Genomic DNA, 21,498 nt, shown 5'->3' with positions numbered 1-21,498 from the left:
TTGTGATGGGTGACTATCTCTTCTCCATGGTGCTGACGGTCCATGTTCTGGTCGGTCTCGGCGTCATTGGTCTGGTTCTTGTGCAGCACGGCAAAGGTGCCGACATGGGTGCGGCGTTCGGCAGCGGTTCGTCGGGCAGTCTGTTCGGTTCCTCGGGTTCGGCCAACTTCCTGAGTCGCACCACCGCGGTGCTGGCGACGGTGTTCTTCCTCACCAGTCTCGGCCTGAGCTATCTCGCGAGCAACAAGCCTGCTGCGCCTTCCAGCGTCATGGAAGGGGTGCAGACCGCGCCGGCGACCAATGGTATTCCCGCGGTCCCCGCGGCGCCGGTCGATACCTCGCCGGCGCAGTCGATCCCGAAATAATTATCTGGCGAGCTCTTTGCGCGGTGCGCAAAAGCTCTTATAATTATCGGGCTGTTTGAACAGCGCGCCGACGTGGTGAAATTGGTAGACACGCTATCTTGAGGGGGTAGTGGCGAAAGCCGTATGAGTTCGAGTCTCATCGTCGGCACCATATTTCGGTAACGCCCGCATCAGCGGGCGTTTCCATGCAGAGCAGCCATAACAATAATGACGACGCGGCCTTCGATGTCGTCCAACGCAATGGGGGTATCTGAACATGCTGGAAAATTATTTTCCTGTCTTGATGTTCATTCTCGTTGGTCTTGGTTTTGGGGTTGCTCCTGTCATTCTTGGGCGCGTTCTTGCGCCTTATCGCCCTGATGGCGAAAAAAACTCTCCCTATGAATGCGGCTTCGAGGCGTTTGAAGACGCCCGCATGAAGTTCGACGTTCGCTATTACCTGATTGCCATCCTCTTCATCCTGTTCGATCTCGAGATCGCCTTCCTGTTTCCGTGGGCGACGGTCTTCCAGGAGTTCATCGCCGCCGGCGAGGTCGCCTGGTTCGTGTTCGGCTCGGTGATGGTCTTTCTTGCGGTTCTGGTCATCGGTTACATCGTCGAGTGGAAGAACGGCGCACTCGACTGGGAGTAATGCATGAGCATTGAGGGCGTCTTTCGCGAGGGGTTCGTCACCACCTCGCTCGATGCGGTCATCAACTGGACGCGCACCGGCTCGCTGTGGCCGATGACGTTCGGTCTGGCCTGCTGTGCGGTTGAGATGATCCATGCGGGCTGTTCCCGCTATGACCTCGACCGTTTCGGGGTGGTGTTCCGGCCCAGTCCGCGCCAGTCCGATCTGATGATCGTGGCCGGCACGCTGTGCAACAAGATGGCGCCGGCGCTGCGCAAGGTCTACGACCAGATGTCGGAGCCGCGCTGGGTCATCTCCATGGGTTCGTGCGCCAACGGGGGAGGGTACTACCACTACTCCTACTCGGTCGTGCGCGGCTGTGACCGCATCGTGCCGGTCGACGTCTATGTGCCCGGCTGTCCGCCGACGGCCGAGGCGCTGATCTACGGCATTCTCCAGCTTCAAAACAAGATCAAGCGCACGAACACGATCGCGCGCTGACGGGTGTCCCAGACATGAGTGCCAAGCTTGAACGCCTGAGCCAGACCTTGCGCGACGTATTCGGTGACAGCTTGAAGTCGCTGGTGCTGGATCGCTGGGAAGTCACCATCGAGGTCGCGGCAAGCGATTACCTGTGCGTCGCGCGCACCCTGCGCGACCACGCCGACCTGCATTTCGAACAGTTGATCGACATCTCCGGACTCGACTATTCGACCTTCGGGAATGGTGGCTGGGAGGGGGCGCGCTTCGCCTCGTCCGCGCACCTGACCTCGGTGAAGTACAACTGGCGCGTACGCCTGAAGGTCTTTGCGGAGGATGACGAGTTCCCCGTGCTGGACTCGGTCGTCGATGTGTGGCCGAGCGCCAACTGGTACGAGCGCGAGTCCTTCGATCTGTACGGAATCCTGTATTCGGGTCACCCCGATCTGCGGCGCATTCTCACCGACTACGGCTTCGTTGGCCATCCTTTCCGCAAGGATTTCCCGGTTTCGGGCTACGTCGAAATGCGTTACGACCCCGAGCAGGGCCGGGTCGTCTATCAGCCGGTCACCATCGAGCCGCGCGAGAACACACCGCGCATCGTGCGCGAAGAGAACTACGGGGACGTCGGCCATGGCTGAGATCCGCAACTACACGATCAACTTCGGTCCGCAGCACCCCTCCGCGCACGGTGTGCTGCGCCTGGTGCTCGAACTCGATGGCGAAGTCGTCGAGCGTGCCGACCCGCACATCGGTCTGTTGCACCGCGGCACCGAGAAGCTCGCCGAGACCCGTACCTGGGTGCAGTCCGTGCCTTACATGGACCGACTCGACTACGTGTCGATGATGTGCAATGAGCACGCCTACTGCATGGCCATCGAGAAGCTGCTCGGCGTACAGGTGCCGGAGCGGGCGCAGTACATCCGCGTGATGTTCGACGAGATCACGCGCATTCTGAACCACCTGCTCAACATCGGCACTCACGCCCTCGACATCGGCGCGATGACGATGGTGCTGTACACCTTCCGCGAGCGCGAAGACCTGATGGACGCCTATGAGGCGGTGTCGGGTGCGCGCATGCACGCGGCCTACTATCGGCCGGGCGGCGTCTATCGCGACCTGCCGGATCGCATGCCGAAGTACGAGGTGAACAAGTTCAAGAACGAGAAGGTCGTCAAGGAGCTCAACGCCAACCGCGAAGGCTCGCTGCTCGACTTCCTCGAGGACTTTACCAATCGCTTCCCGACCTACTGCGACGAATACGAAACCCTGCTCACCGACAACCGGATCTGGAAACAGCGCACGGTCGGCATTGGCGTGGTCTCGCCAGAGCAGGCGCTGGCCTGGGGTTTCACCGGCCCGATGCTGCGTGGTTCCGGCATTGCCTGGGATCTGCGCAAGAAGCAGCCCTACGAAGTGTATGACCGCATGGATTTCGACATCCCCATCGGCAAGAACGGCGACTGCTACGACCGTTACCTGTGCCGCATGGAGGAGATGCGCCAGTCCAATCGCATCGTCAAGCAGTGCATCGACTGGCTGCGCAAGAACCCGGGTCCGGTCATCACCGACAACCACAAGATCGCCCCGCCTTCGCGCGAGAGCATGAAGTCAAACATGGAAGAGCTGATCCATCACTTCAAGCTCTTCACCGAGGGCATGCATGTGCCCAAGGGCGAGGTGTATGCGGCTGTCGAGCATCCGAAGGGCGAGTTCGGCGTGTATGCCGTGTCCGACGGCGCGAACAAGCCCTACCGCCTCAAGCTGCGTGCGCCGGGCTTTGCGCACCTTGCCGCGATGGACGACATGGCGCGCGGGCACATGATCGCCGACGTGGTCGCGATCATCGGCACGATGGACGTGGTGTTCGGCGAGATCGACCGCTGAGGCGCCGGGCGCAGGCAAGGAAGGTACCGGCGCCGCGGGGCGTCGCAGGATCAAACAAGAATCGGCAGGCTATCCGGAAGATCAAGACGACATGCTGAGCCAGGAATCGCTGCAACAGATCGATCGAGAGATCGCGAAATATCCGTCCGATCAGAAGCAGTCCGCGGTGATGGCCGCACTGCGGATCGCGCAGGTCGAGAAGGGCTGGCTGCCGAAGGAACTCATCGAGTTCGTCGCCCGCTATCTCGACATGCCGGCCATCGCGGCCTACGAGGTCGCCAGCTTCTACAACATGTACGACCTCGAGCCGGTCGGCCGGCACAAGGTCACCGTGTGCACCAATCTGCCGTGCGCCCTGTCCGGCGGTGTCGATGCCGCGGACTACCTCAAGAAGAAGCTCGGCATCGAATTCAACGAGACCACGCCTGACGGCAAGTTCACGCTGAAGGAGGGCGAGTGCATGGGTGCCTGTGGCGACGCCCCGGTGCTGCTGGTGAATAACCATCACATGTGCAGCTGGATGACCACCGAGAAGATCGACCAGATGCTGGCCGAGCTGGACAAGAAATGAGCACGCAAGGAATGATCCTCGCCGGTTGTGACGGCGACCGCACCTGGCGGCTCCAGGACTATGTCGCCCGCGGCGGTTATTCGGCCCTCAAGAAGATCATTGCCGAGAACACCTCGCAGGACGCGATCATCACCGAGCTGAAGACTTCGGTACTGCGCGGCCGCGGCGGCGCAGGTTTTCCGACCGGCCTGAAGTGGAGCTTCATGCCGCGCTCCTTCCCGGGTGAAAAGTACCTCGCCTGCAACTCGGACGAGGGCGAGCCGGGTACCTTCAAGGATCGCGACATCCTGCGCTACAACCCGCACAGCGTCATCGAGGGCATGGCGATCGCCGCCTACGCGATGGGCGCGGGGCGCGGCTACAACTACATCCACGGCGAGATCTTCGAGGTGTATGCGCGCTTCGAAGAGGCGCTGGAAGAGGCGCGTGCCGCCGGCTTCATCGGCCAGAATATCCTCGGCAGCGACTTCTCCTTCGAGCTGTTCGCCCACCACGGCTATGGTGCCTACATCTGTGGCGAGGAAACCGCGCTGCTCGAGTCGATCGAGGGCAAGAAGGGCCAGCCGCGCTTCAAGCCGCCTTTCCCGGCGAGCTACGGGCTGTATGGCAAGCCGACCACGATCAACAACACCGAGACCTTCGCCTCGGTGCCCTTCATCATGAACATGGGCGGCGAAGCCTTCCTCAACCTCGGCAAGCCCAACAACGGCGGCATGAAGCTGTTCTCGGTGTCGGGCCACGTCAATCGCCCCGGCAACTACGAGGTCCCGCTCGGGATGCCGTTCGCCGAACTGCTCGAGATGGCGGGCGGCATGCGCGGCGGGCGCAAGCTCAAGGCGGTGATCCCGGGCGGTTCGTCGGCGCCGGTGGTGCCGGGCAGTGTGATGATGGACAGCACAATGGACTATGACTCCATCTCCAAGGCCGGCTCCATGCTGGGCTCCGGTGCCGTCATCGTCATGGATGAGACCACCTGCATGGTGAAGGCGCTCGAGCGCCTGTCGTATTTCTACTTCGAGGAGTCCTGCGGTCAATGCACCCCCTGCCGCGAGGGCACGGGCTGGCTGTACCGCGTGGTGCATCGCATCGAGCACGGCCTCGGCCGTCCGGACGACCTCGATCTGCTCAACTCCGTTACCGCCAACATCATGGGTCGCACCATCTGCGCCCTCGGCGATGCGGCCTCGATGCCGGTGCAGAGCTTCGTCAAGCACTTCGGCAGCGAGTTCGAATACCACATCGAAAACAAGAAGTGCCTGGTGCCGCCCGAAGTCCAGCGCGCCGGCAGTCAAATCTACGTGAGCCCGTCATGCTAGAGATCGAAATCGACGGCAAGCAGGTCCAGGTCAACGACGGCAGCACCGTGATCGAGGCTGCAGCGGTTGCCGGGTCCTACATTCCGCACTTCTGCTACCACAAGAAGCTGTCCATCGCGGCCAACTGCCGCATGTGCCTGGTCCAGGTCGAGAAAGCGCCCAAGCCCCTGCCAGCCTGTGCGACGCCGGTCACCAACGGCATGAAGGTGTGGACCCACTCCGAACTGGCGGTGAAGGCGCAGAAGGGGGTGATGGAATTCCTGCTCATCAACCACCCGCTCGACTGCCCGATCTGCGACCAGGGTGGCGAGTGCCAGCTGCAGGACCTCGCCGTCGGCTACGGCTCGACCGCCTCGCGCTACCAGGAAGAAAAGCGCGTCGTGTTCAACAAGAACCTCGGCTCGCTGGTGTCGACCGACATGACGCGCTGCATCAACTGCACGCGCTGCGTCCGCTTCACCGCCGAGATCGCCGGCGAGATGGAGCTCGGCCAGGCCTTCCGCGGCGAGCACGCGGAGATCATGCCCTTCATCGAGAAGACGATCGACTCCGAGCTGTCGGGCAACATCATCGACCTGTGTCCGGTCGGCGCGCTCACCTCCAAGCCCTTCCGCTTCGCCGCCCGCACCTGGGAGCTGTCGCGGCGCATGTCGGTGAGCCCGCACGATTCGCTGGGTGCCAACCTCATCGTGCAGACCAAGCACGACGTCGTGAAGCGCGTGCTGCCGCTCGAGAACGAGGACGTCAACGAGTGCTGGCTGTCCGACAAGGACCGCTTCTCCTACGAGGCGCTTGCCAGTGAGGAGCGCCTGACCACGCCCATGATCCGTCAGGGCGGGCAATGGAAGCCGGTCGACTGGCAGGCGGCGCTCGAGTTCGTCGCCACCGGCCTGCGCGGCATCGCCAAGGATCACGGCGCCGCCGCGATCGGCGCGCTCGCATCGCCGCACAGCACGGTCGAGGAGCTCTTCCTGTTGCAGAAGCTGGTCCGTGGCCTGGGGTCGGAGAACGTCGATGCGCGCTTGCGCCAGGCCGACTTCCGTGCCGATGGCAAGCGCCAGGGCGCCAGTTGGCTGGGCATGAAGATCGCTGAGGTCAAGGATCTCAATCGCCTGCTGGTGGTGGGGAGCTTCCTGCGCAAGGACGCGCCGCTGCTGGCGCAACGCGTGCGCCAGGCGGCAAAGAAGGGCCTTCACGTCAGCGCGATCGGCCCCAATGCCGAGGATTGGCTGTTGCCGGTGCGCCAGCGCGCGCTGGTCGCGCCCTCCGCGATGGTGGCGACGTTGGCCCAGGTGGTGGTTGCGCTCGCCCAGGAAAAGGGCGCCGAAGTCAGCGTCGTGCTGCTCGGCAAGCTGCCTGCGGTCGTGTCCGACGATGCCCGTGCCATCGCGCAGAGCCTGGCCTCCGGCCGCCAGGTGGCGGTGTGGCTGGGCAGTCTTGCCGCCCAGCACGCCCGCGCCAGCGAACTGCAGATGCTTGCACAGGAGATCGCCCGCCTCAGCGGCGGTTGCTTCGGCTTCATCGGCGAGGCGGCCAACAGCGTCGGTGCCGCGCTCGTGGGTGCGCTGCCGGGCGAAGGCGGTCTCAACGCCGCCGCCATGATCGAACAGCCGCGCAAGGCCTATGTGCTGCTCGGCGCCGAGCCCGATCTCGATTTCGCCAACCCGGCGGCCACCGTCGCCGCGATGCGTGGCGCGCAACTGGTGGTGGCGATGACGGCGTTCCAGTCGGCCACGCTGCGCGAGCTCGCCGACGTGATGCTGCCGATCGCGCCCTTCACCGAGACCTCCGGCACCTTCGTGAGCTGCGAAGGCCGTGCGCAGAGCTTTACCGCGGTGGCCAGGCCGCAAGGCGATACGCGACCGGGCTGGAAGGTGCTCCGGGTGCTCGGCAACCTGCTTGCGCTCGAAGGCTTTGGCTACCACGACTCCGAGTCGGTGCGCGCCGAAGCGCTGCCGGCCGACATCGGCGCGGCGCTGGGCAATGGCGTCGAAGGCGTGGTGGTGTCGACCGCGACTGCATCTGCCGCGGCGCTCGAACGCGTGACCGACGTGCCGATCCACTTCGCCGATCCGCTCGTGCGTCGTGCGCCCGCGCTGCAGAAGACGCGCGATGCCGCCGCACCGGTGGCGCGCATGGCGCCTTCGACGATGGCCACGCTCGGCATCGCCGCAGGCGACAGGGTCCGGATCGTGCAGGGGGGCGGGCAGGCGGAACTGCTCGCACAGGCCGACCAAGGCCTGGCCGCCGGTTGTGTGCGCATCGCGACGGCACATCCCTCGACCGCCGCGCTGGGTGCGATGAGCGGTGAACTCAGCGTGGAGCGTGCCTGATGGAAGCGATGCTGCAACCCGTTGCCGACTTCTTCGGCCCGAGCTGGACGGCGATCTGGACGCTGGTCAAGATCATCGCCATCATCGCCCCGCTGATGATCTGCGTCGCCTATCTGACCCTTGCCGAGCGCAAGGTGATCGGCTACATGCAGGTGCGCATCGGCCCCAACCGCGTCGGCCCGAAGGGCTTGCTGCAGCCGATGGCCGACGGCGTGAAGCTGCTGTTCAAGGAAATCATCATCCCGAGCGGGTCGAGCAAGGGTCTGTTCATCCTGGGCCCGATCCTCGCCCTCGCGCCTTCGCTCGCGGCCTGGGCGGTGATCCCCTTCGACGACGGCCTGGTGCTGGCCAACGTCAATGCCGGCCTGCTGTTCCTGCTCGCGATCACCTCGATGGAAGTCTATGGCGTGATCGTCGCGGGCTGGGCCTCGAACTCGAAGTACCCCTTTCTGGGCTCGATGCGCGCCGCGGCGCAGATGGTGTCCTATGAGGTGTCGATGGGTTTCGCGCTGATCTGCGTGCTGCTGATCTCCGCCAGCCTCAACCTCACCGACATCGTCATGTCGCAGGGCGAGGGCCGTTTCGCCGACATGGGCCTGGGCGTGCTGTCGTGGAACTGGATCCCGTTGTTCCCGATGTTCGTCGTGTATGTGATCTCGGGTATCGCCGAAACCAACCGTGCGCCCTTCGACGTGGTCGAGGGCGAGGCCGAGGTGGTGGCGGGGCACATGGTCGAGTACTCGGGCATGACCTTCGCGCTGTTCTTCCTCGCCGAGTACGCCAACATGATCCTGGTCTCCATCCTGACCTCGATCCTGTTCCTCGGTGGCTGGCTGTCGCCGGTGGGTTTCCTGCCCGACGGTTTCCACTGGCTGGCGCTGAAGACCGCCGCGATCCTGTTCATCTTCCTGTGGGCGCGTGCCACCTTCCCGCGCTTCCGCTACGACCAGATCATGCGTCTGGGCTGGAAGGTGTTCATCCCGGTCACCCTGGTGTGGGTGTTTGTGGTGGCGGTGTGGATGATGTCGCCGCTGTCGATCTGGAGTTGAGAAGACCATGGGTGCCAAGGATTACATCGGCAGTCTGTTCCTGAAGGAACTCGTCAAGGGCATGGCCCTGACCGGACGCCACTTCTTCCAGCGCAAGATCACCGTCCAGTTCCCGGAGGAGAAGACGCCCCAGAGCAACCGCTTCCGCGGCCTGCACGCCCTGCGCCGCTATCCCAACGGCGAGGAGCGCTGCATCGCCTGCAAGCTGTGCGAGGCGGTGTGCCCGGCGATGGCGATCACGATCGAGTCGGATCAGCGCGACGACGGTTCGCGCCGGACCACGCGCTACGACATCGACCTCACCAAGTGCATCTTCTGCGGCTTCTGCGAGGAAGCCTGCCCGGTCGACGCGATCGTCGAGACGCGGGTACTCGAGTACCACGGAGAGCAGCGCGGCGACCTCTACTACACGAAGCAGATGTTGCTGGCGGTCGGAGATCGTTACGAGTCCCAGATCGCGGCCGACCGCGAGCAGGACGCCAAGTACCGCTAAGGGGAGGGCGCCGCGGCGCCACGAGTCAAGAACATGGAATTCAAGACCTTCGTCTTCTACTTTCTCGCCGTGATCATGGTGTTCGCGGCGCTGAGGGTGATCACTGCCCGCAACCCGGTGCATGCCGCGCTGTTCCTGGTGCTGACCTTCTTCAATGCCGGTGGGCTGTGGCTGCTGCTGCAGGCCGAGTTCCTCGCCATCGTGCTGGTCATGGTGTACGTCGGCGCGGTGATGGTGCTCTTCCTCTTCGTCGTGATGATGCTGGACATCAACCTCGATCGCCTGCGCGAGGGCTTCTGGAGTTACCTGCCGGTGGGAGCGCTGGTGGGCATCCTGATGCTGATCGAGATGATCATGGTGCTGGGCGGATCCTACTTCGGGCTCGAGGCGATGCCCGCGCCGCCGGCGGCCGCGGAAGGTTTCAGCAATACGCGCGAACTCGGCCGCGTGCTGTACACCGACTACGTCTATGCCTTCGAGCTTGCCTCGCTGGTGCTGCTGGTGGCGATGGTCGCCGCGGTGGCCTTGACCCTGCGCAAGCGTAAGGGCTTGAGGTACATGCAGCCGTCCGAGCAGGTCGCGGTCAAGCGCGAAGGCCGGGTCGAGCTGGTGAAGATGCAGGCCGAAAAAGAAGACTGAAGCCGCACGCGAACAAGAACCGCGCCGGTAGGGTACCGGCGCGATCAGGGAGTCACAGATGCTTTCGCTTTCCCATTTCCTCATCCTGGGCGCGATCCTGTTCGCGATCAGCGTGGTCGGGATCTTCCTCAACCGGAAGAATCTGATCGTGCTGCTGATGGCCATCGAGCTGATGCTGCTCGCGGTCAACATGAACTTCGTGGCCTTCTCCCATTACCTGGGCGACATCGCCGGCCAGGTCTTCGTTTTCTTCATCCTCACCGTCGCAGCCGCGGAGTCCGCGATCGGCCTGGCGATCCTGATCGTCATGTTCCGCAACATGCGCACGATCCACGTGGATGATCTGGGCAGCCTCAAGGGTTAAGGAAGCGTCACGATGACGGACATGCAGACTCTCTATCTCCTCGTGCCGCTGGCGCCGCTGGCCGGCGCCATCCTCGCCGGCCTGTTCGGCAAGACCATCGGCCGCGCGGGTTCGCACATCGTCACCATCCTCGGGGTGGCGATCGCCTTCGTCGCCTCGGTGGTGATCTATCAGGACGTGGCGGCCGGCAACACCTTCAACGGCACCGTCTACACCTGGATGGTGTCGGGTGGGATCAGTTTCGAGGTCGGTTTCCTGATCGACTCGCTGACGGTGATGATGATGCTGGTCGTGACCTTCGTGTCGCTGATGGTGCACATCTACACCATTGGCTACATGTCGGAAGACCCGGGCTACCAGCGCTTCTTCAGCTACATCTCGCTGTTCACCTTCTCGATGCTGATGCTGGTGATGTCGAACAACTTCCTGCAGTTGTTCTTCGGCTGGGAAGCAGTGGGCCTGGTCTCCTACCTGCTCATCGGATTCTGGTACGAGCGGCCGACGGCCATCTACGCCAACATGAAGGCCTTCCTGGTCAACCGCGTGGGCGACTTCGGCTTCCTGCTCGGCATCGGCCTCATCGCCGCCTACACGGGCAGCCTCAACTACGCCGAGGTGTTCGCGCAGGCCGACCAGCTTGCCTCCACGGAAATGGCGGTCACCGGCTGGCCGCTGATCACCGCGATCTGCATCTGCCTGTTCATCGGCGCGATGGGCAAGTCGGCCCAGGTGCCGCTGCACGTCTGGCTGCCCGACTCGATGGAAGGCCCGACGCCGATCTCGGCCCTGATCCATGCCGCGACCATGGTGACCGCGGGCATCTTCATGGTGGCGCGCATGTCGCCGCTGTTCGAACTGTCCGATGCGGCGCTGTCCTTCGTTCTCGTCATTGGCGCGACGACCGCGCTGTTCATGGGTTTTCTCGGCATCGTCCAGAACGACATCAAGCGTGTGGTCGCCTATTCCACGCTGTCGCAGCTCGGCTACATGACCGTGGCGCTCGGCGTGTCGGCCTACTCGGCCGCCGTCTTCCACCTGATGACGCACGCCTTCTTCAAGGCGCTGCTGTTCCTCGGCGCGGGCTCGGTGATCATCGGCATGCATCACGACCAGGACATGCGCAACATGGGCGGCCTGCGCAAGTACATGCCGATCACCTGGATCACCTCGCTGCTCGGTTCGCTGGCGCTGATCGGCTTCCCGCTGTTCTCGGGCTTCTATTCCAAGGACTCGATCATCGAGGCGGTGCACGCGTCGACCATCCCGGGGGCGGGCTATGCGTTGTTCTGCGTGCTGCTGGGCGTCTTCGTCACCGCCTTCTACTCCTTCCGCATGTACTTCCTCGTCTTCCATGGCGAGGAGCGCTTCGGCAAGGCGGACGGACACCATGACCACCACGGTGACCAGGATGACGAGGAGCCCTCGGCCGATCACCACCATGGCCTGGCGCCGGGCCAGAAGCCGCACGAGTCGCCCTGGGTGGTCACCCTGCCGCTGGTGCTGCTGGCCATCCCGTCGGTGCTGATCGGCTTCTTCACCATCGAGCCGATGCTGTTCGGCGAGTGGTTCAAGGACGTGATCTTCGTCGGCGACAACCACGTCGGCCTGAAGGAGCTCGAGGCGTCCTTCCATGGTCCGGTGGCGATGGCGATCCACGGCCTGCAGACGGCGCCGTTCTGGCTGGCGATCGGCGGCGTTGCGCTGGCCTGGTTCTTCTACATGAAGCGCCCGGACATCCCGGCCGCGATCCAGCGCACCTTCAAGCCCATCCACAGCCTGCTCGAGAACAAGTACTTCTTCGACCGCTTCAACGAGATCTTCTTCGCCGGCGGCGCCCGCGCGCTCGGCAAGGGCTTGTGGAAGGCGGGCGACCAGGGCCTGATCGACGGGGTGGCGGTCAATGGCTCGGCCAGGCTGGTGGGCTGGATCGCGCAGATGTCGCGCCTGTTCCAGACCGGCCACCTGTACCAGTACGCCTTCATGATGATCATCGGCGTGTTCATCCTGCTCACCTACTGGATCAACCGCGGTTGACGCCCGGCTCAGGCCACGCACGCCCACTCGGATACACATAACAAGATCGAACGCGTCGTCCGCGACGCACTGAACGGAAAGCAACGATGACGGACATTCCTCTCCTCAGTCTGGCGATCTGGGTCCCGATTATCGGGGGCCTGCTGGTGCTGGCGACCGGCTCGGATCGCAATGCCCCGCTTGCGCGCATGCTCGCCTTCGCGGTCGCGGTGGCTGGCTTCGTCGTGACCATTCCGCTCTACACCGGGTTCGACACCGCCACCAGCGCGATGCAGTTCGTCGAGCTCAGTTCCTGGGTGCCGCGCTTCAACATCAACTACCACCTCGGGGTGGATGGCCTGTCGGTTCTGTTCGTGATCCTCAACGCCTTCATCACGATCCTCGTGGTAATGGCGGGGTGGCAGGTGATCCAGGACAAGGTGGCGCAGTACATGGCCGCCTTCCTGATCATGTCGGGCCTGATGAACGGCATCTTCTCCGCGCTCGACGGTGTACTGTTCTACGTCTTCTTCGAAGCCTCGCTGATTCCGCTCTACCTCATCATCGGTATCTGGGGTGGTGCCAACCGCGTCTATGCGGCGATCAAGTTTTTCCTCTACACGCTGCTCGGCTCGTTGCTGATGCTGATCGCGCTGCTGTATCTGTTCATGCAGTCCGGTGGCAGCTTCAGCATCCTCGACTGGCACCAGCTGCCGCTGCCGATCGAGCCGCAGGTCCTGATCTTCCTTGCCTTCCTGATCGCCTTTGGCGTCAAGGTGCCGATGTGGCCGGTGCACACCTGGCTGCCCGACGCCCACGTCGAGGCGCCCACCGGCGGTTCGGTGGTGCTGGCGGCGATCGGCCTCAAGCTGGGTGCCTACGGCTTCCTGCGCTTCTCGCTGCCGATCGTGCCCGATGCCGCGCAGCAGCTGGCGCCGCTGGTGATCACGCTGTCGCTGATCGCGGTGGTCTACATCGGCTTCGTCGCGCTGGTGCAGGCCGACATGAAGAAGCTGGTGGCGTACTCGTCGATCTCGCACATGGGCTTCGTGACCCTGGGCTTCTTCATGTTCAATCCGCTCGGCGTCGAGGGCGCGCTGGTGCAGATGATCTCCCACGGCTTCGTGTCGGGCGCCATGTTCCTTTGCATCGGCGTGCTTTACGACCGCATGCACTCGCGCCAGATCGCCGACTACGGCGGGGTGGTGAACACCATGCCCAAGTTCGCGGCCTTCTTCATGTTGTTCGCGATGGCCAACTCCGGCCTGCCCGCCACCTCGGGCTTCGTCGGAGAGTTCATGGTCGTGCTCGGCGCCGTGCAGTACAACTTCTGGATCGGCTTCATTGCCGCCATGACGTTGATCCTGGGCGCGGCCTATTCGCTCTGGATGTACAAGCGGGTGGTGTTCGGCAAGGTCGCCAACAAGCACGTCGCCGAACTCGAGGACATCAACGGGCGCGAATTCGCCTTCCTGGGCATCCTGGCGTTCTGCGTGCTGGCAATGGGCCTGTATCCCTTCCCCTTCACCGAAGTGATGCATGCCTCGGTCAACGAACTCCTGCGGCATGTTGCCGTGAGCAAGCTCTGAGCGCGGTTCAGCGCAAGCGCCCGAGAGACACTTAACGGACTGGTCAGAAGATGAATTTCGTCGTCCCCGACTTCTACCCCGCAGCGGCCGAGATCTTTGTCGCCGTGATGGCCCTCGTGATCATGCTGGCGAGCACCTTCGCCCGCAGCATCGCACGCGGGCTGAGCTACCACCTGACGCAGGCGACGCTGATCGCGGCGGCTTTCATCACGATCTTCACGATGGAAGGCGAGGTGGTCTACACCTTCAGCAATCTGTTCATCAGCGACCTGATGGGCGACTTCCTGAAGCTGATGATCTACTTCTCGACCGCGATCGCCTTGCTCTACGGCCGCGCCTACCTGGCCGACCGCAAGATCGACAAGCCCGAGTTCTACCTGCTCGCGCTGCTGATGACCCTGGGCATGATGGTGATGGTGACCGCCAACCACATGCTGCCGATGTACATCGGCCTCGAGATGATGTCGCTGGCGCTCTACACCATGGTGGCCTTCGACCGCGAGTCGCCGCGCTCGACCGAGGCGGCAATGAAGTACTTCGTGCTCGGGGCGCTCGCCTCCGGTCTGCTGCTGTATGGCATGTCCATGGTGTATGGGGCGACCGGCTCGCTCGAGTTCTCGGCGATTGCGCAGTCGATCTACAACCAGTCGGCCAACCAGACTGTGCTGATGTTCGGCCTGGTGTTCCTCGTCGCGGGCATCTGCTTCAAGCTCGGCGTCGTGCCCTTCCACATGTGGGTGCCGGACGTCTATCAGGGCGCGCCGACTGCAGTGACCCTGATCATCGCCAGTGCGCCCAAGCTGGCAGCGTTCGCGATGGCGGTGCGGCTGCTGATCTGGGCGCTGTTCGATATCGCCGCCGAGTGGCAGGTGATGCTGATGCTGGTGGCGGCGGCCTCGATCGTGCTGGGCAACCTTGCCGCGATCGCGCAGCAGAACATCAAGCGCATGCTCGCTTATTCGGGCATCTCGCACATGGGCTTCATGCTGCTCGGCCTGCTCGCAGGCGTGGTCGAGGGTGATCGCCACTTCGCGCTCAATGCCTACAGCTCGGCGATGTTCTACGCGATCTCCTACGTGATCATGAGCCTGGCCTCCTTCGGCATGCTGATCCTGCTGTCGCGTGCCGGTTTCGAGGCCGAGAACATCGACGACTTCAAGGGCCTCAACAAGCGCAGCCCCTGGTATGCGCTGATGATGCTGTTCGTGATGTTCTCGATGGCAGGCGTACCCTTCTTCATCGGCTTCTTCGCCAAACTGTCGGTGCTGCAGGCAGTGGTGGCCGCAGGCTATTTCTGGCTCGCGGTGCTGGCGGTGGTCATGTCCGTGATCGGCGCGTTCTACTACCTGCGCGTGGTCAAGGTGATGTACTTCGACGAGCCGCTCGACGCCTCGCCGATTCACGCCCCGGCCGAGGTGCGGGTGATGCTGTCGGCCAATGGCCTCGCGATCGCGGCGCTGGGACTTGCGCCGCAGATGCTGATGTCACTGTGCGCCTACGCCCTGCTGGGTTCGCTGTAAGCCTTCGATGAGCTTGGCTCGACACCGATGAGCGTGCCGCACGTCGATCCACTCGAGGAGCGCATGCTTTGCTCCGAGCAGGTCTTCAGCGGCGCTTTGCTGAAGGTCTGCCGCGATCGGGTCGCACTGCCTGACGGCAGCGAGAGCGTGCGCGAGTACATCCGCCACCCCGGCGCGGTGGTGGTGGTCGCGGTGCTCGACAACGGTGCGCTGCTGTTCGAGCGCCAGTTCCGTTATCCGCTGCGTCGGGCCTTCCTCGAGCTGCCGGCGGGCAAGATCGACGCCGGCGAGGACATCCTCGACTGTGCCGTCCGTGAGCTGCGCGAGGAGACGGGCTACGAGGCGCGCCACTGGCAGCATGTCGGCGTGATGCATCCGTGCATCGGCTACTCGGACGAACGCATCGAGATCTTCTTTGCCAGCGGCCTGCGCCATGTGGGTCATGCCTGGGACGAGGGGGAGTTCCTCGAGTTGCTCGAGCTGCCGTTCGCCGAGGTGGAGGCCCGCATCCAGGCGGGCGAAATCACCGATGGCAAGACCATCACCGCCGTCTATCGCACCTTGTCCCTGATCCGCGTCGCCGCAGCGGGCTGAGCCTCGGCCGTACGGCCTCACGCCGGCGTGAAGTCGCGGCGGAAGGGCGAGCGCTCTGCGAGCTCATCCAGATAGAAGTCGATGCCCTTGCGTTCGCGCGCGAGGTAGTCGTCGACTGCGTTGCGAAAGCGCGGGTCGGCGATCCAGTGCGCGGATTGCGTGCGCACGGGTAACAGCCCGCGCGACAGCTTGTGTTCGCCCTGGGCGCCGCCCTCGAAGCGCCGCAGGCCGTGCGCGATGCAATATTCGATCGCCTGGTAATAGCACAGCTCGAAATGCAGGAAGGGCAGCGGTTCGATCGCGCCCCAGTAGCGGCCGTAGAGACCCGCTTCGTCGCACAGGAAGAAGGCCGCAGCGACCGGCGACCGTTCACGCTCGGCCAGCAACAGGCGAACCGCGTCGGGCATGCGCGCGGCGAGCCTGTGGAAGAAGCCTGCGCCCAGGTAGGGGGTGGAGCGATGCAGGGCGTAGGTCAGGGCATAGCAGTGGTGGAAAAAATCCCACTCGGCGACGCTGGCCGTGTGGCCGTCGAGCCAGCGTAGGCTCAGCCCGTGTGCCGCCGCCCGACGCCGCTCCTGGCGGATCTTCTTGCGCTTGTCATGGTTGAGGCTGGCGAGGAAGGCGTCGAAGTCCGGCCACAGGTGCAGGGAGTCGTCGCTGCTGCCCTCGAGCTTGCCAGCAGTATCGTTCTGCCAGTGAAACTGCACACCCTCACGCAGCATCAGCCCGGCGTCGGCCAGCATCGCCGCGTCCTGCGCGCTGGGAAACAGCAGATGGAAGGAAGACAGGCCGCTGTCGCGCACGTGCGCGAGCACCGCTTCCAGCAACTGGCGGCGATCGGCGGGGTCGGGGCCGAGCAGACGGGTTCCCGGGATCGGGGTGAAGGGCACGGCGGCGAGCCATTTCGGGTAGTAGTCCAGCCCATGGCGCTGATAGGCCTCGGCCCAGGCCCAGTCGAACACGTATTCGCCGTAGGAGTGCGCCTTGAGGTACAGCGGCATCGCTGCCACCAGCGCGCCTTTCCGCCACAGGCTGGCGTGGGCCGGCGTCCAGCCACTGCGTCCGCCCACGCAGTGCTCGCGCTCCAGCGCATGGAGGTAGGCGTGACGCAGGCAGGGCGCAGCGGCTGAGTCGGTGGCGTGGAGCAAGGCGTCCCATTGCGCCGGCTCGAGTTCGCCGAGGCTGGCGAGCAGATGGAATCCGTCGGGTCTCTTCATGGGGCGGCCTGCCTCATTCTTGTGCATTGCGACGATACGCTTGCGCGTCATCCACTTGCAAGCGCGATCCACGACTTATCCACAGGCTTGCTCACGCCCGCTGTGGGTCGAACCTGAGTCGCGCCGAAGCGGTATAGTTTCGCCCATGAATGCACCTGCCCATACCCCTGTTTCGATCGCCGTCGCGCAGCTCAACCTGACGGTCGGTGATCTCGTCGGCAACGCCGATCTCATCATCGAGGCCATTGGACGCGCGCGCGCGATGGCCGCCGACATCCTGATCACGCCCGAGCTCGCGTTGGCCGGCTATCCGCCCGAAGACCTGCTGCTGCGACCCGACTTCTACCGCGCCTGCGCGCGCGAGACGCAGCGCATCGCCGATGCCGCGGGTGAGCTGATCGTGGTCCTGGGCCATCCCTTCGAGGAGGGGCTGCAGCGCTACAACGCCGCCTCGGTGCTGAGCCGGGGGAAGGTGCTGGCGCGTTATCACAAGAGCCTGCTGCCGAACTACGAGGTGTTCGACGAGGAGCGCTATTTCGAGGCCGGCGGCGAAGCCTGCGTGTTCGACGGCAAGGGCGTGCGTTTCGGCATCAACATCTGCGCCGACGTGTGGGAGAGCGGGCCGGCCCAGGCCGCCCAGGCCGCCGGGGCGCAGGTGCTGCTGGCGCTCAACGCCTCGCCCTATCACATGAACAAGCAGGTCCAGCGCATCCAGGTGCTGCGTGACCGTGTGCGCGAGACCGGGCTGCCGGTGTTGTACTGCAACATGGTGGGCGGTCAGGATGAGCTGGTGTTCGATGGTGCCTCCTTCGCGCTCGACCGCGACGGCACGCTCGGCTACCAGGCCGCCAGCTTCGTCGAACATCTGGATGTGGTGCAGTTCGCCGAGGGGCGCTGGCGCAGCGCCGTGCATGTGCATCCGCGGCGGCTCGAGGCCGAGGTGTATGAGGCGCTGAAGACCGGCGTTCGCGACTACCTCGGCAAGAACCGCTTCCCGTCCGCCATCATCGGCCTGTCGGGCGGCATCGACTCGGCGCTCACGCTTGCAGTCGCGGTCGATGCGCTGGGGGCGGAGCGCGTGCGCGCGGTGATGATGCCTTCGCCCTACACCGCGCAGATGAGCCTGGACGATTCGCGCGAGATGGTGCGCCGGCTCGGCGTGCGCTATGACGAGATCCCGATCGAGCCGGCGATGGCGGTCTTTGCCGAGCTGCTCGCGCCGCAGTTTGCCGGGCTGGCGGCCGACACCACCGAGGAGAACCTGCAGAGTCGCATCCGCGGCATGATCCTGATGGCCCTGTCCAACAAGACCGGTGCGATCGTGCTCACCACCGGCAACAAGAGCGAGATGGCCACCGGCTATGCGACCCTCTACGGCGACATGGCGGGCGGCTTTGCGGTGCTCAAGGACTTGTACAAGACCTTCGTCTTCCGCCTCTCGAACTGGCGCAATACCGTGGGCGAGGTGATCCCGCAGAACATCATCGATCGCCCGCCCTCGGCCGAGCTCAAGCCCGACCAGAAGGACCAGGACAGCCTGCCGCCCTACGAAGTGCTCGACGCCATCATCGAGGCCTACATGGAGCGCGACGAGTCGCCGCGCGAGATCATCGCCGCTGGCTACCCCGAGGCAGAGGTGAGGCGCACCGTGGGCATGCTCAAGCGCAACGAATACAAACGCCGCCAGTCGCCGGTGGGCATCCGCGTGACCCCGCGCGGCTTCGGCAGGGACTGGCGTTATCCGATAACATCGCGCTACCAGGACGAGTTCTGAGACATAGGAGAGAGGTGGATGAAGAAGATCGAGGCGATCATCAAACCGTTCAAGCTGGACGAAGTGCGCGAGGCCTTGTCCGAAGTGGGCATCACCGGGCTGACGGTGACCGAGGTGAAGGGCTTCGGTCGCCAGAAGGGCCACACCGAGCTCTATCGTGGTGCGGAGTACGTGGTCGACTTCCTGCCCAAGATCAAGGTCGAGGTGGTGCTGGGTGATGACGTCGTCGACCAGGCGGTGGAGGCGATCGTCAAGGCTGCGCATACTGGCAAGATTGGCGATGGCAAGATCTTCATCTCGCCGGTGGAGCAGGTGATCCGCATTCGCACCGGCGAAACCAACGAAGCAGCAATCTGAGGCCGATGCGGCGGCCGCGCGGCCGCTGTTTGCCACAAGCGGCAAGGTACCCCGCCCGACGCCGCCTCGCGTTCAGCGCGAGGCGGCGTTTTGCGCTCTGAGCAGCACCAGCAGCGCGCCGCCGCCACCGTGATGCGGCCCCGCCTGGCAGAAGGCGAGGATCTCTTCGCGCTGGGCCAGCCAGCCGCGTGACAGCTGCTTGAGGATCGGCACCTTACCGGGCGAGCCGTGGCCCTTGCCGTGGATGACGCGGATGCAGCGCTGGCCCTGGCCCAGGCTGTCGTGCAGGAAGCGTGCGAGCGCCGCGCGCGCCTCGTCGCGGGTGAGGCCATGCAGGTCGATCTGCGCCTGCAGCACCCAGCGCCCGCGGCGCAGGTCGGTCAGCACGCGGCGGGGCAGGCCGGGGCGCAGGAAGGCCGCCTCGTCGCCCATGTCCAGCCTGTCCTCGAAGGTCAGCGGCGCGGCCAGCGATTCGTCGAGCGCGGCGCGCTCGTCCGCCTCGCGCTTGACCGGGGCGGGCGGAGGGGCAGGGCGCTCGAGCTGCACGCGGTTGCGATCGTCGACCGGTCGGGCATCGCCGACGACGGCGCGAAACAGGCTCGCCGGGTCGCTCAGCTCGGCGTTGGCCGGCAGCACGATCGCATCGGGGCGCTGGATGCGTGTCGGCTGGGCGCTCTGGCTGCGATGGTGATGGCGTTGCGGGGTGTCGAGTTCGGCGCGGCCGCTGTCGCGCAGTGGAACGACACCGGCGTAGGCCGCGCGCAAGGGGTCGAGCTCGACACGCGGCGGGGTGGCTTCGGAAGCTTCATCCGCAGCCTGTGGCGCGCGTGGCACCGGCGCGGGGCGTGGCCGTTCGAGCTCGGCGCGGTTGCCGCCGCGAACGGGTTCGATCGCGCCGACCGTGCGACGGAAGAGGGCGAGCTCGGCCTCGTCAGGGCTTGCGCCTGCCTCGGCGGGCGCAGACCTTCCCCTGTCCTTGCCGGCACCACTGTGTGCCACCGGGTGGCGGATCTGCTTGCCGCGCGGGCTTGGCGCCGCGGGGCGTTGCGCGGCCGCGTCGGCCGCCGGTGACCCGTGCTCGCGAAGTTGCCTGCGCAGGTCGGCGAGGCCGATGCTGGTGCGCTGGCTCGCGCCCGCGGCCTTGCCGCCATCCCTGACGTCAGCGGCAGGCTTGGGGGGGCGCGGGCGGTGACTCACGGCCGCACTCAGTTGCCGAGGGCGTCGAGATAGCGTTCGGCGTCGAGCGCGGCCATGCAGCCGGTGCCGGCCGAGGTCACGGCCTGACGGTAGACATGGTCCTGCACGTCGCCGGCGGCGAACACGCCGGGCACGCTGGTCTGGGTGGCGTTGCCGTTGCGACCGCCATGGGTGACGATGTAGCCACCTTCCATCTCGAGCTGGCCCTCGAAGATGTCGGTGTTGGGCTTGTGACCGATGGCGATGAACACCCCGTGCAGAGCGAGCTCGCGCGTGGCGCCGCTGTTGACGTCCTTGAGGCGCATGCCGGTCACGCCGTTATCGTCGCCCAGGATCTCGTCGAGCGTGGCGTTGAGGGCGAGCTCGATCTTGCCGGCGGCGACCTTCTCCATCAGCTTGTCGATCATGATCTTCTCGGCGCGGAATTTCTCGCGGCGGTGGACCAGGGTGACCTTCTTCGCGATGTTGGCGAGGTAGAGGGCTTCCTCGACCGCGGTGTTGCCGCCGCCGACCACGGCGACATCCTGGTTGCGGTAGAAGAACCCATCACAGGTGGCGCAGGCCGAGACGCCGCGGCCGGCGAACTTCTCCTCGGACGGCAGGCCAAGATACTTGGCGGTGGCGCCGGTGGCGATGATGAGCGCGTCGCAGGTGTACTCGCCCGCATCACCGATCAGGCGGAAGGGCCGATCGCCCAGCTTCACGGTATGGATGTGATCGAAGAGCATCTCGGTGTTGAAGCGCTCGGCATGCTTCTGGAAACGCGCCATCAGGTCGGGGCCTTGCACGCCATCGGCATCAGCCGGCCAGTTGTCCACGTCGGTCGTGGTCATGAGCTGGCCACCCTGCGCCAGGCCGGTGACGAGCACCGGGTTGAGGTTGGCACGGGCGGCATAGACAGCCGCCGTGTAGCCGGCGGGACCGGAGCCGAGGATCAGCAGGCGGGCGTGTTTCGTGGTCATGAGGAGCATTCCTGCGGGTTGCAAACGAGGCCAGGATTATAGCCGAGCCCCCCTTCGCCTGCGGCGATGCCCGCGATAGGGCGGCCATATTGGCCCGCCAGCGGTCCGAGGCGAGGAGGTCTTGCGCGAAGCTTTGACTGTGCGCCGCAGGCGGGCGTGACCTACGTC

General features: G+C 64.8%; 21 protein-coding genes and 1 tRNA gene. 19 read left to right on the top strand and 3 right to left on the bottom strand.

The window, feature by feature from the left end:
* The first annotated feature begins 5 nt into the window (after positions 1-5).
* The 17 genes from secG to ACMV5O_RS12780 all read left to right on the top strand — a co-directional run bounded on the left by secG (position 6) and on the right by ACMV5O_RS12780 (position 15,823).
* The gene (secG, locus tag ACMV5O_RS12860; RefSeq protein WP_416163820.1) at positions 6-365 is read left to right on the top strand and encodes a preprotein translocase subunit SecG; all 360 of its coding nucleotides are present in this window, start codon (positions 6-8) and stop codon (positions 363-365) included.
* Positions 366-431: 66 nt separating this feature from the next.
* Positions 432-516, top strand: a tRNA-Leu gene (locus ACMV5O_RS12855).
* Positions 517-621: 105 nt separating this feature from the next.
* Positions 622-996, top strand: a complete 375-nt coding sequence (ndhC, locus tag ACMV5O_RS12850; RefSeq protein WP_416163819.1) for an NADH-quinone oxidoreductase subunit A — start codon at positions 622-624, stop codon at positions 994-996.
* 3 nt (positions 997-999) lie between these two features.
* Positions 1,000-1,476 (top strand): NuoB/complex I 20 kDa subunit family protein, encoded by a 477-nt coding sequence (locus tag ACMV5O_RS12845; protein ID WP_002926530.1) that lies wholly within the window; start codon positions 1,000-1,002, stop codon positions 1,474-1,476.
* Positions 1,477-1,490: 14 nt separating this feature from the next.
* Positions 1,491-2,096: an NADH-quinone oxidoreductase subunit C gene (locus ACMV5O_RS12840; protein ID WP_416163818.1), complete on the top strand. Its 606-nt coding sequence runs from the start codon at positions 1,491-1,493 to the stop codon at positions 2,094-2,096.
* Positions 2,089-3,342 carry an NADH-quinone oxidoreductase subunit D gene (locus ACMV5O_RS12835; protein WP_416163817.1) on the top strand — a complete coding sequence of 418 codons (1,254 nt, stop codon included), beginning with the start codon at positions 2,089-2,091 and terminating at the stop codon, positions 3,340-3,342. The genes ACMV5O_RS12840 and ACMV5O_RS12835 overlap by 8 nt, the downstream gene beginning before the upstream one ends.
* Positions 3,343-3,433: 91 nt before the next feature.
* Complete coding sequence (gene nuoE / locus ACMV5O_RS12830) at positions 3,434-3,913, top strand: NADH-quinone oxidoreductase subunit NuoE (protein ID WP_416163816.1); 480 nt, start codon at positions 3,434-3,436, stop codon at positions 3,911-3,913.
* A gap of 11 nt (positions 3,914-3,924) precedes the next feature.
* Positions 3,925-5,229, top strand: coding sequence for an NADH-quinone oxidoreductase subunit NuoF (gene nuoF, locus ACMV5O_RS12825; protein WP_416163902.1), 1,305 nt, complete (start codon positions 3,925-3,927; stop codon positions 5,227-5,229).
* Complete coding sequence (gene nuoG / locus ACMV5O_RS12820; protein WP_416163815.1) at positions 5,223-7,562, top strand: NADH-quinone oxidoreductase subunit NuoG; 2,340 nt, start codon at positions 5,223-5,225, stop codon at positions 7,560-7,562. Before nuoF ends, nuoG begins: the two co-directional genes overlap by 7 nt.
* Positions 7,562-8,611, top strand: a complete 1,050-nt coding sequence (nuoH, locus tag ACMV5O_RS12815; protein WP_416163814.1) for an NADH-quinone oxidoreductase subunit NuoH — start codon at positions 7,562-7,564, stop codon at positions 8,609-8,611. Before nuoG ends, nuoH begins: the two co-directional genes overlap by 1 nt.
* A 7-nt stretch (positions 8,612-8,618) precedes the next feature.
* Positions 8,619-9,104: an NADH-quinone oxidoreductase subunit NuoI gene (gene nuoI, locus ACMV5O_RS12810; protein ID WP_324538072.1), complete on the top strand. Its 486-nt coding sequence runs from the start codon at positions 8,619-8,621 to the stop codon at positions 9,102-9,104.
* Positions 9,105-9,137: 33 nt separating this feature from the next.
* Entirely contained in the window at positions 9,138-9,743 is a 606-nt protein-coding gene (locus ACMV5O_RS12805; RefSeq protein WP_416163813.1) for an NADH-quinone oxidoreductase subunit J, read from the top strand.
* A gap of 58 nt (positions 9,744-9,801) precedes the next feature.
* Positions 9,802-10,107, top strand: coding sequence for an NADH-quinone oxidoreductase subunit NuoK (gene nuoK, locus ACMV5O_RS12800; protein WP_324538074.1), 306 nt, complete (start codon positions 9,802-9,804; stop codon positions 10,105-10,107).
* 12 nt (positions 10,108-10,119) lie between these two features.
* Positions 10,120-12,141 carry an NADH-quinone oxidoreductase subunit L gene (nuoL, locus tag ACMV5O_RS12795; protein ID WP_416163812.1) on the top strand — a complete coding sequence of 674 codons (2,022 nt, stop codon included), beginning with the start codon at positions 10,120-10,122 and terminating at the stop codon, positions 12,139-12,141.
* An 86-nt stretch (positions 12,142-12,227) separates the two neighbouring features.
* Entirely contained in the window at positions 12,228-13,709 is a 1,482-nt protein-coding gene (locus ACMV5O_RS12790; RefSeq protein ID WP_416163811.1) for an NADH-quinone oxidoreductase subunit M, read from the top strand.
* A 50-nt stretch (positions 13,710-13,759) separates the two neighbouring features.
* The gene (nuoN, locus tag ACMV5O_RS12785) at positions 13,760-15,229 is read left to right on the top strand and encodes an NADH-quinone oxidoreductase subunit NuoN (RefSeq protein ID WP_416163810.1); all 1,470 of its coding nucleotides are present in this window, start codon (positions 13,760-13,762) and stop codon (positions 15,227-15,229) included.
* Between the two features lie 27 nt (positions 15,230-15,256).
* On the top strand, positions 15,257-15,823 hold the full coding sequence (locus ACMV5O_RS12780; protein ID WP_416163809.1) for an NUDIX domain-containing protein: 567 nt from the start codon (positions 15,257-15,259) through the stop codon (positions 15,821-15,823).
* A gap of 17 nt (positions 15,824-15,840) precedes the next feature.
* On the opposite strand, the gene ACMV5O_RS12775 is transcribed toward ACMV5O_RS12780, so the two are convergent.
* Complete coding sequence (locus tag ACMV5O_RS12775) at positions 15,841-17,040, bottom strand: GNAT family N-acetyltransferase (RefSeq protein ID WP_416163808.1); 1,200 nt, start codon at positions 17,038-17,040, stop codon at positions 15,841-15,843.
* 145 nt (positions 17,041-17,185) lie between these two features.
* On the opposite strand from ACMV5O_RS12775, the gene ACMV5O_RS12770 reads away from it, so the two are divergent.
* Complete coding sequence (locus ACMV5O_RS12770; RefSeq protein ID WP_416163807.1) at positions 17,186-18,814, top strand: NAD+ synthase; 1,629 nt, start codon at positions 17,186-17,188, stop codon at positions 18,812-18,814.
* 18 nt (positions 18,815-18,832) lie between these two features.
* The gene (locus ACMV5O_RS12765; RefSeq protein WP_416163806.1) at positions 18,833-19,171 is read left to right on the top strand and encodes a P-II family nitrogen regulator; all 339 of its coding nucleotides are present in this window, start codon (positions 18,833-18,835) and stop codon (positions 19,169-19,171) included.
* Between the two features lie 72 nt (positions 19,172-19,243).
* Here the strand turns inward: ACMV5O_RS12765 and ACMV5O_RS12760 are convergent, their stop codons facing one another.
* Positions 19,244-20,368 carry a Smr/MutS family protein gene (locus ACMV5O_RS12760; protein ID WP_416163805.1) on the bottom strand — a complete coding sequence of 375 codons (1,125 nt, stop codon included), beginning with the start codon at positions 20,366-20,368 and terminating at the stop codon, positions 19,244-19,246.
* An 8-nt stretch (positions 20,369-20,376) separates the two neighbouring features.
* Positions 20,377-21,330, bottom strand: coding sequence for a thioredoxin-disulfide reductase (gene trxB / locus ACMV5O_RS12755; RefSeq protein ID WP_416163804.1), 954 nt, complete (start codon positions 21,328-21,330; stop codon positions 20,377-20,379).
* Positions 21,331-21,498: the final 168 nt, after the last annotated feature.

The organism is Thauera sp. WH-1 (genome assembly GCF_047806685.1).
Classification (GTDB): domain Bacteria; phylum Pseudomonadota; class Gammaproteobacteria; order Burkholderiales; family Rhodocyclaceae; genus Thauera.
Note: the sequence above shows the minus strand (reverse complement) of the source record. Positions and strands in the feature narration are given on the sequence as shown.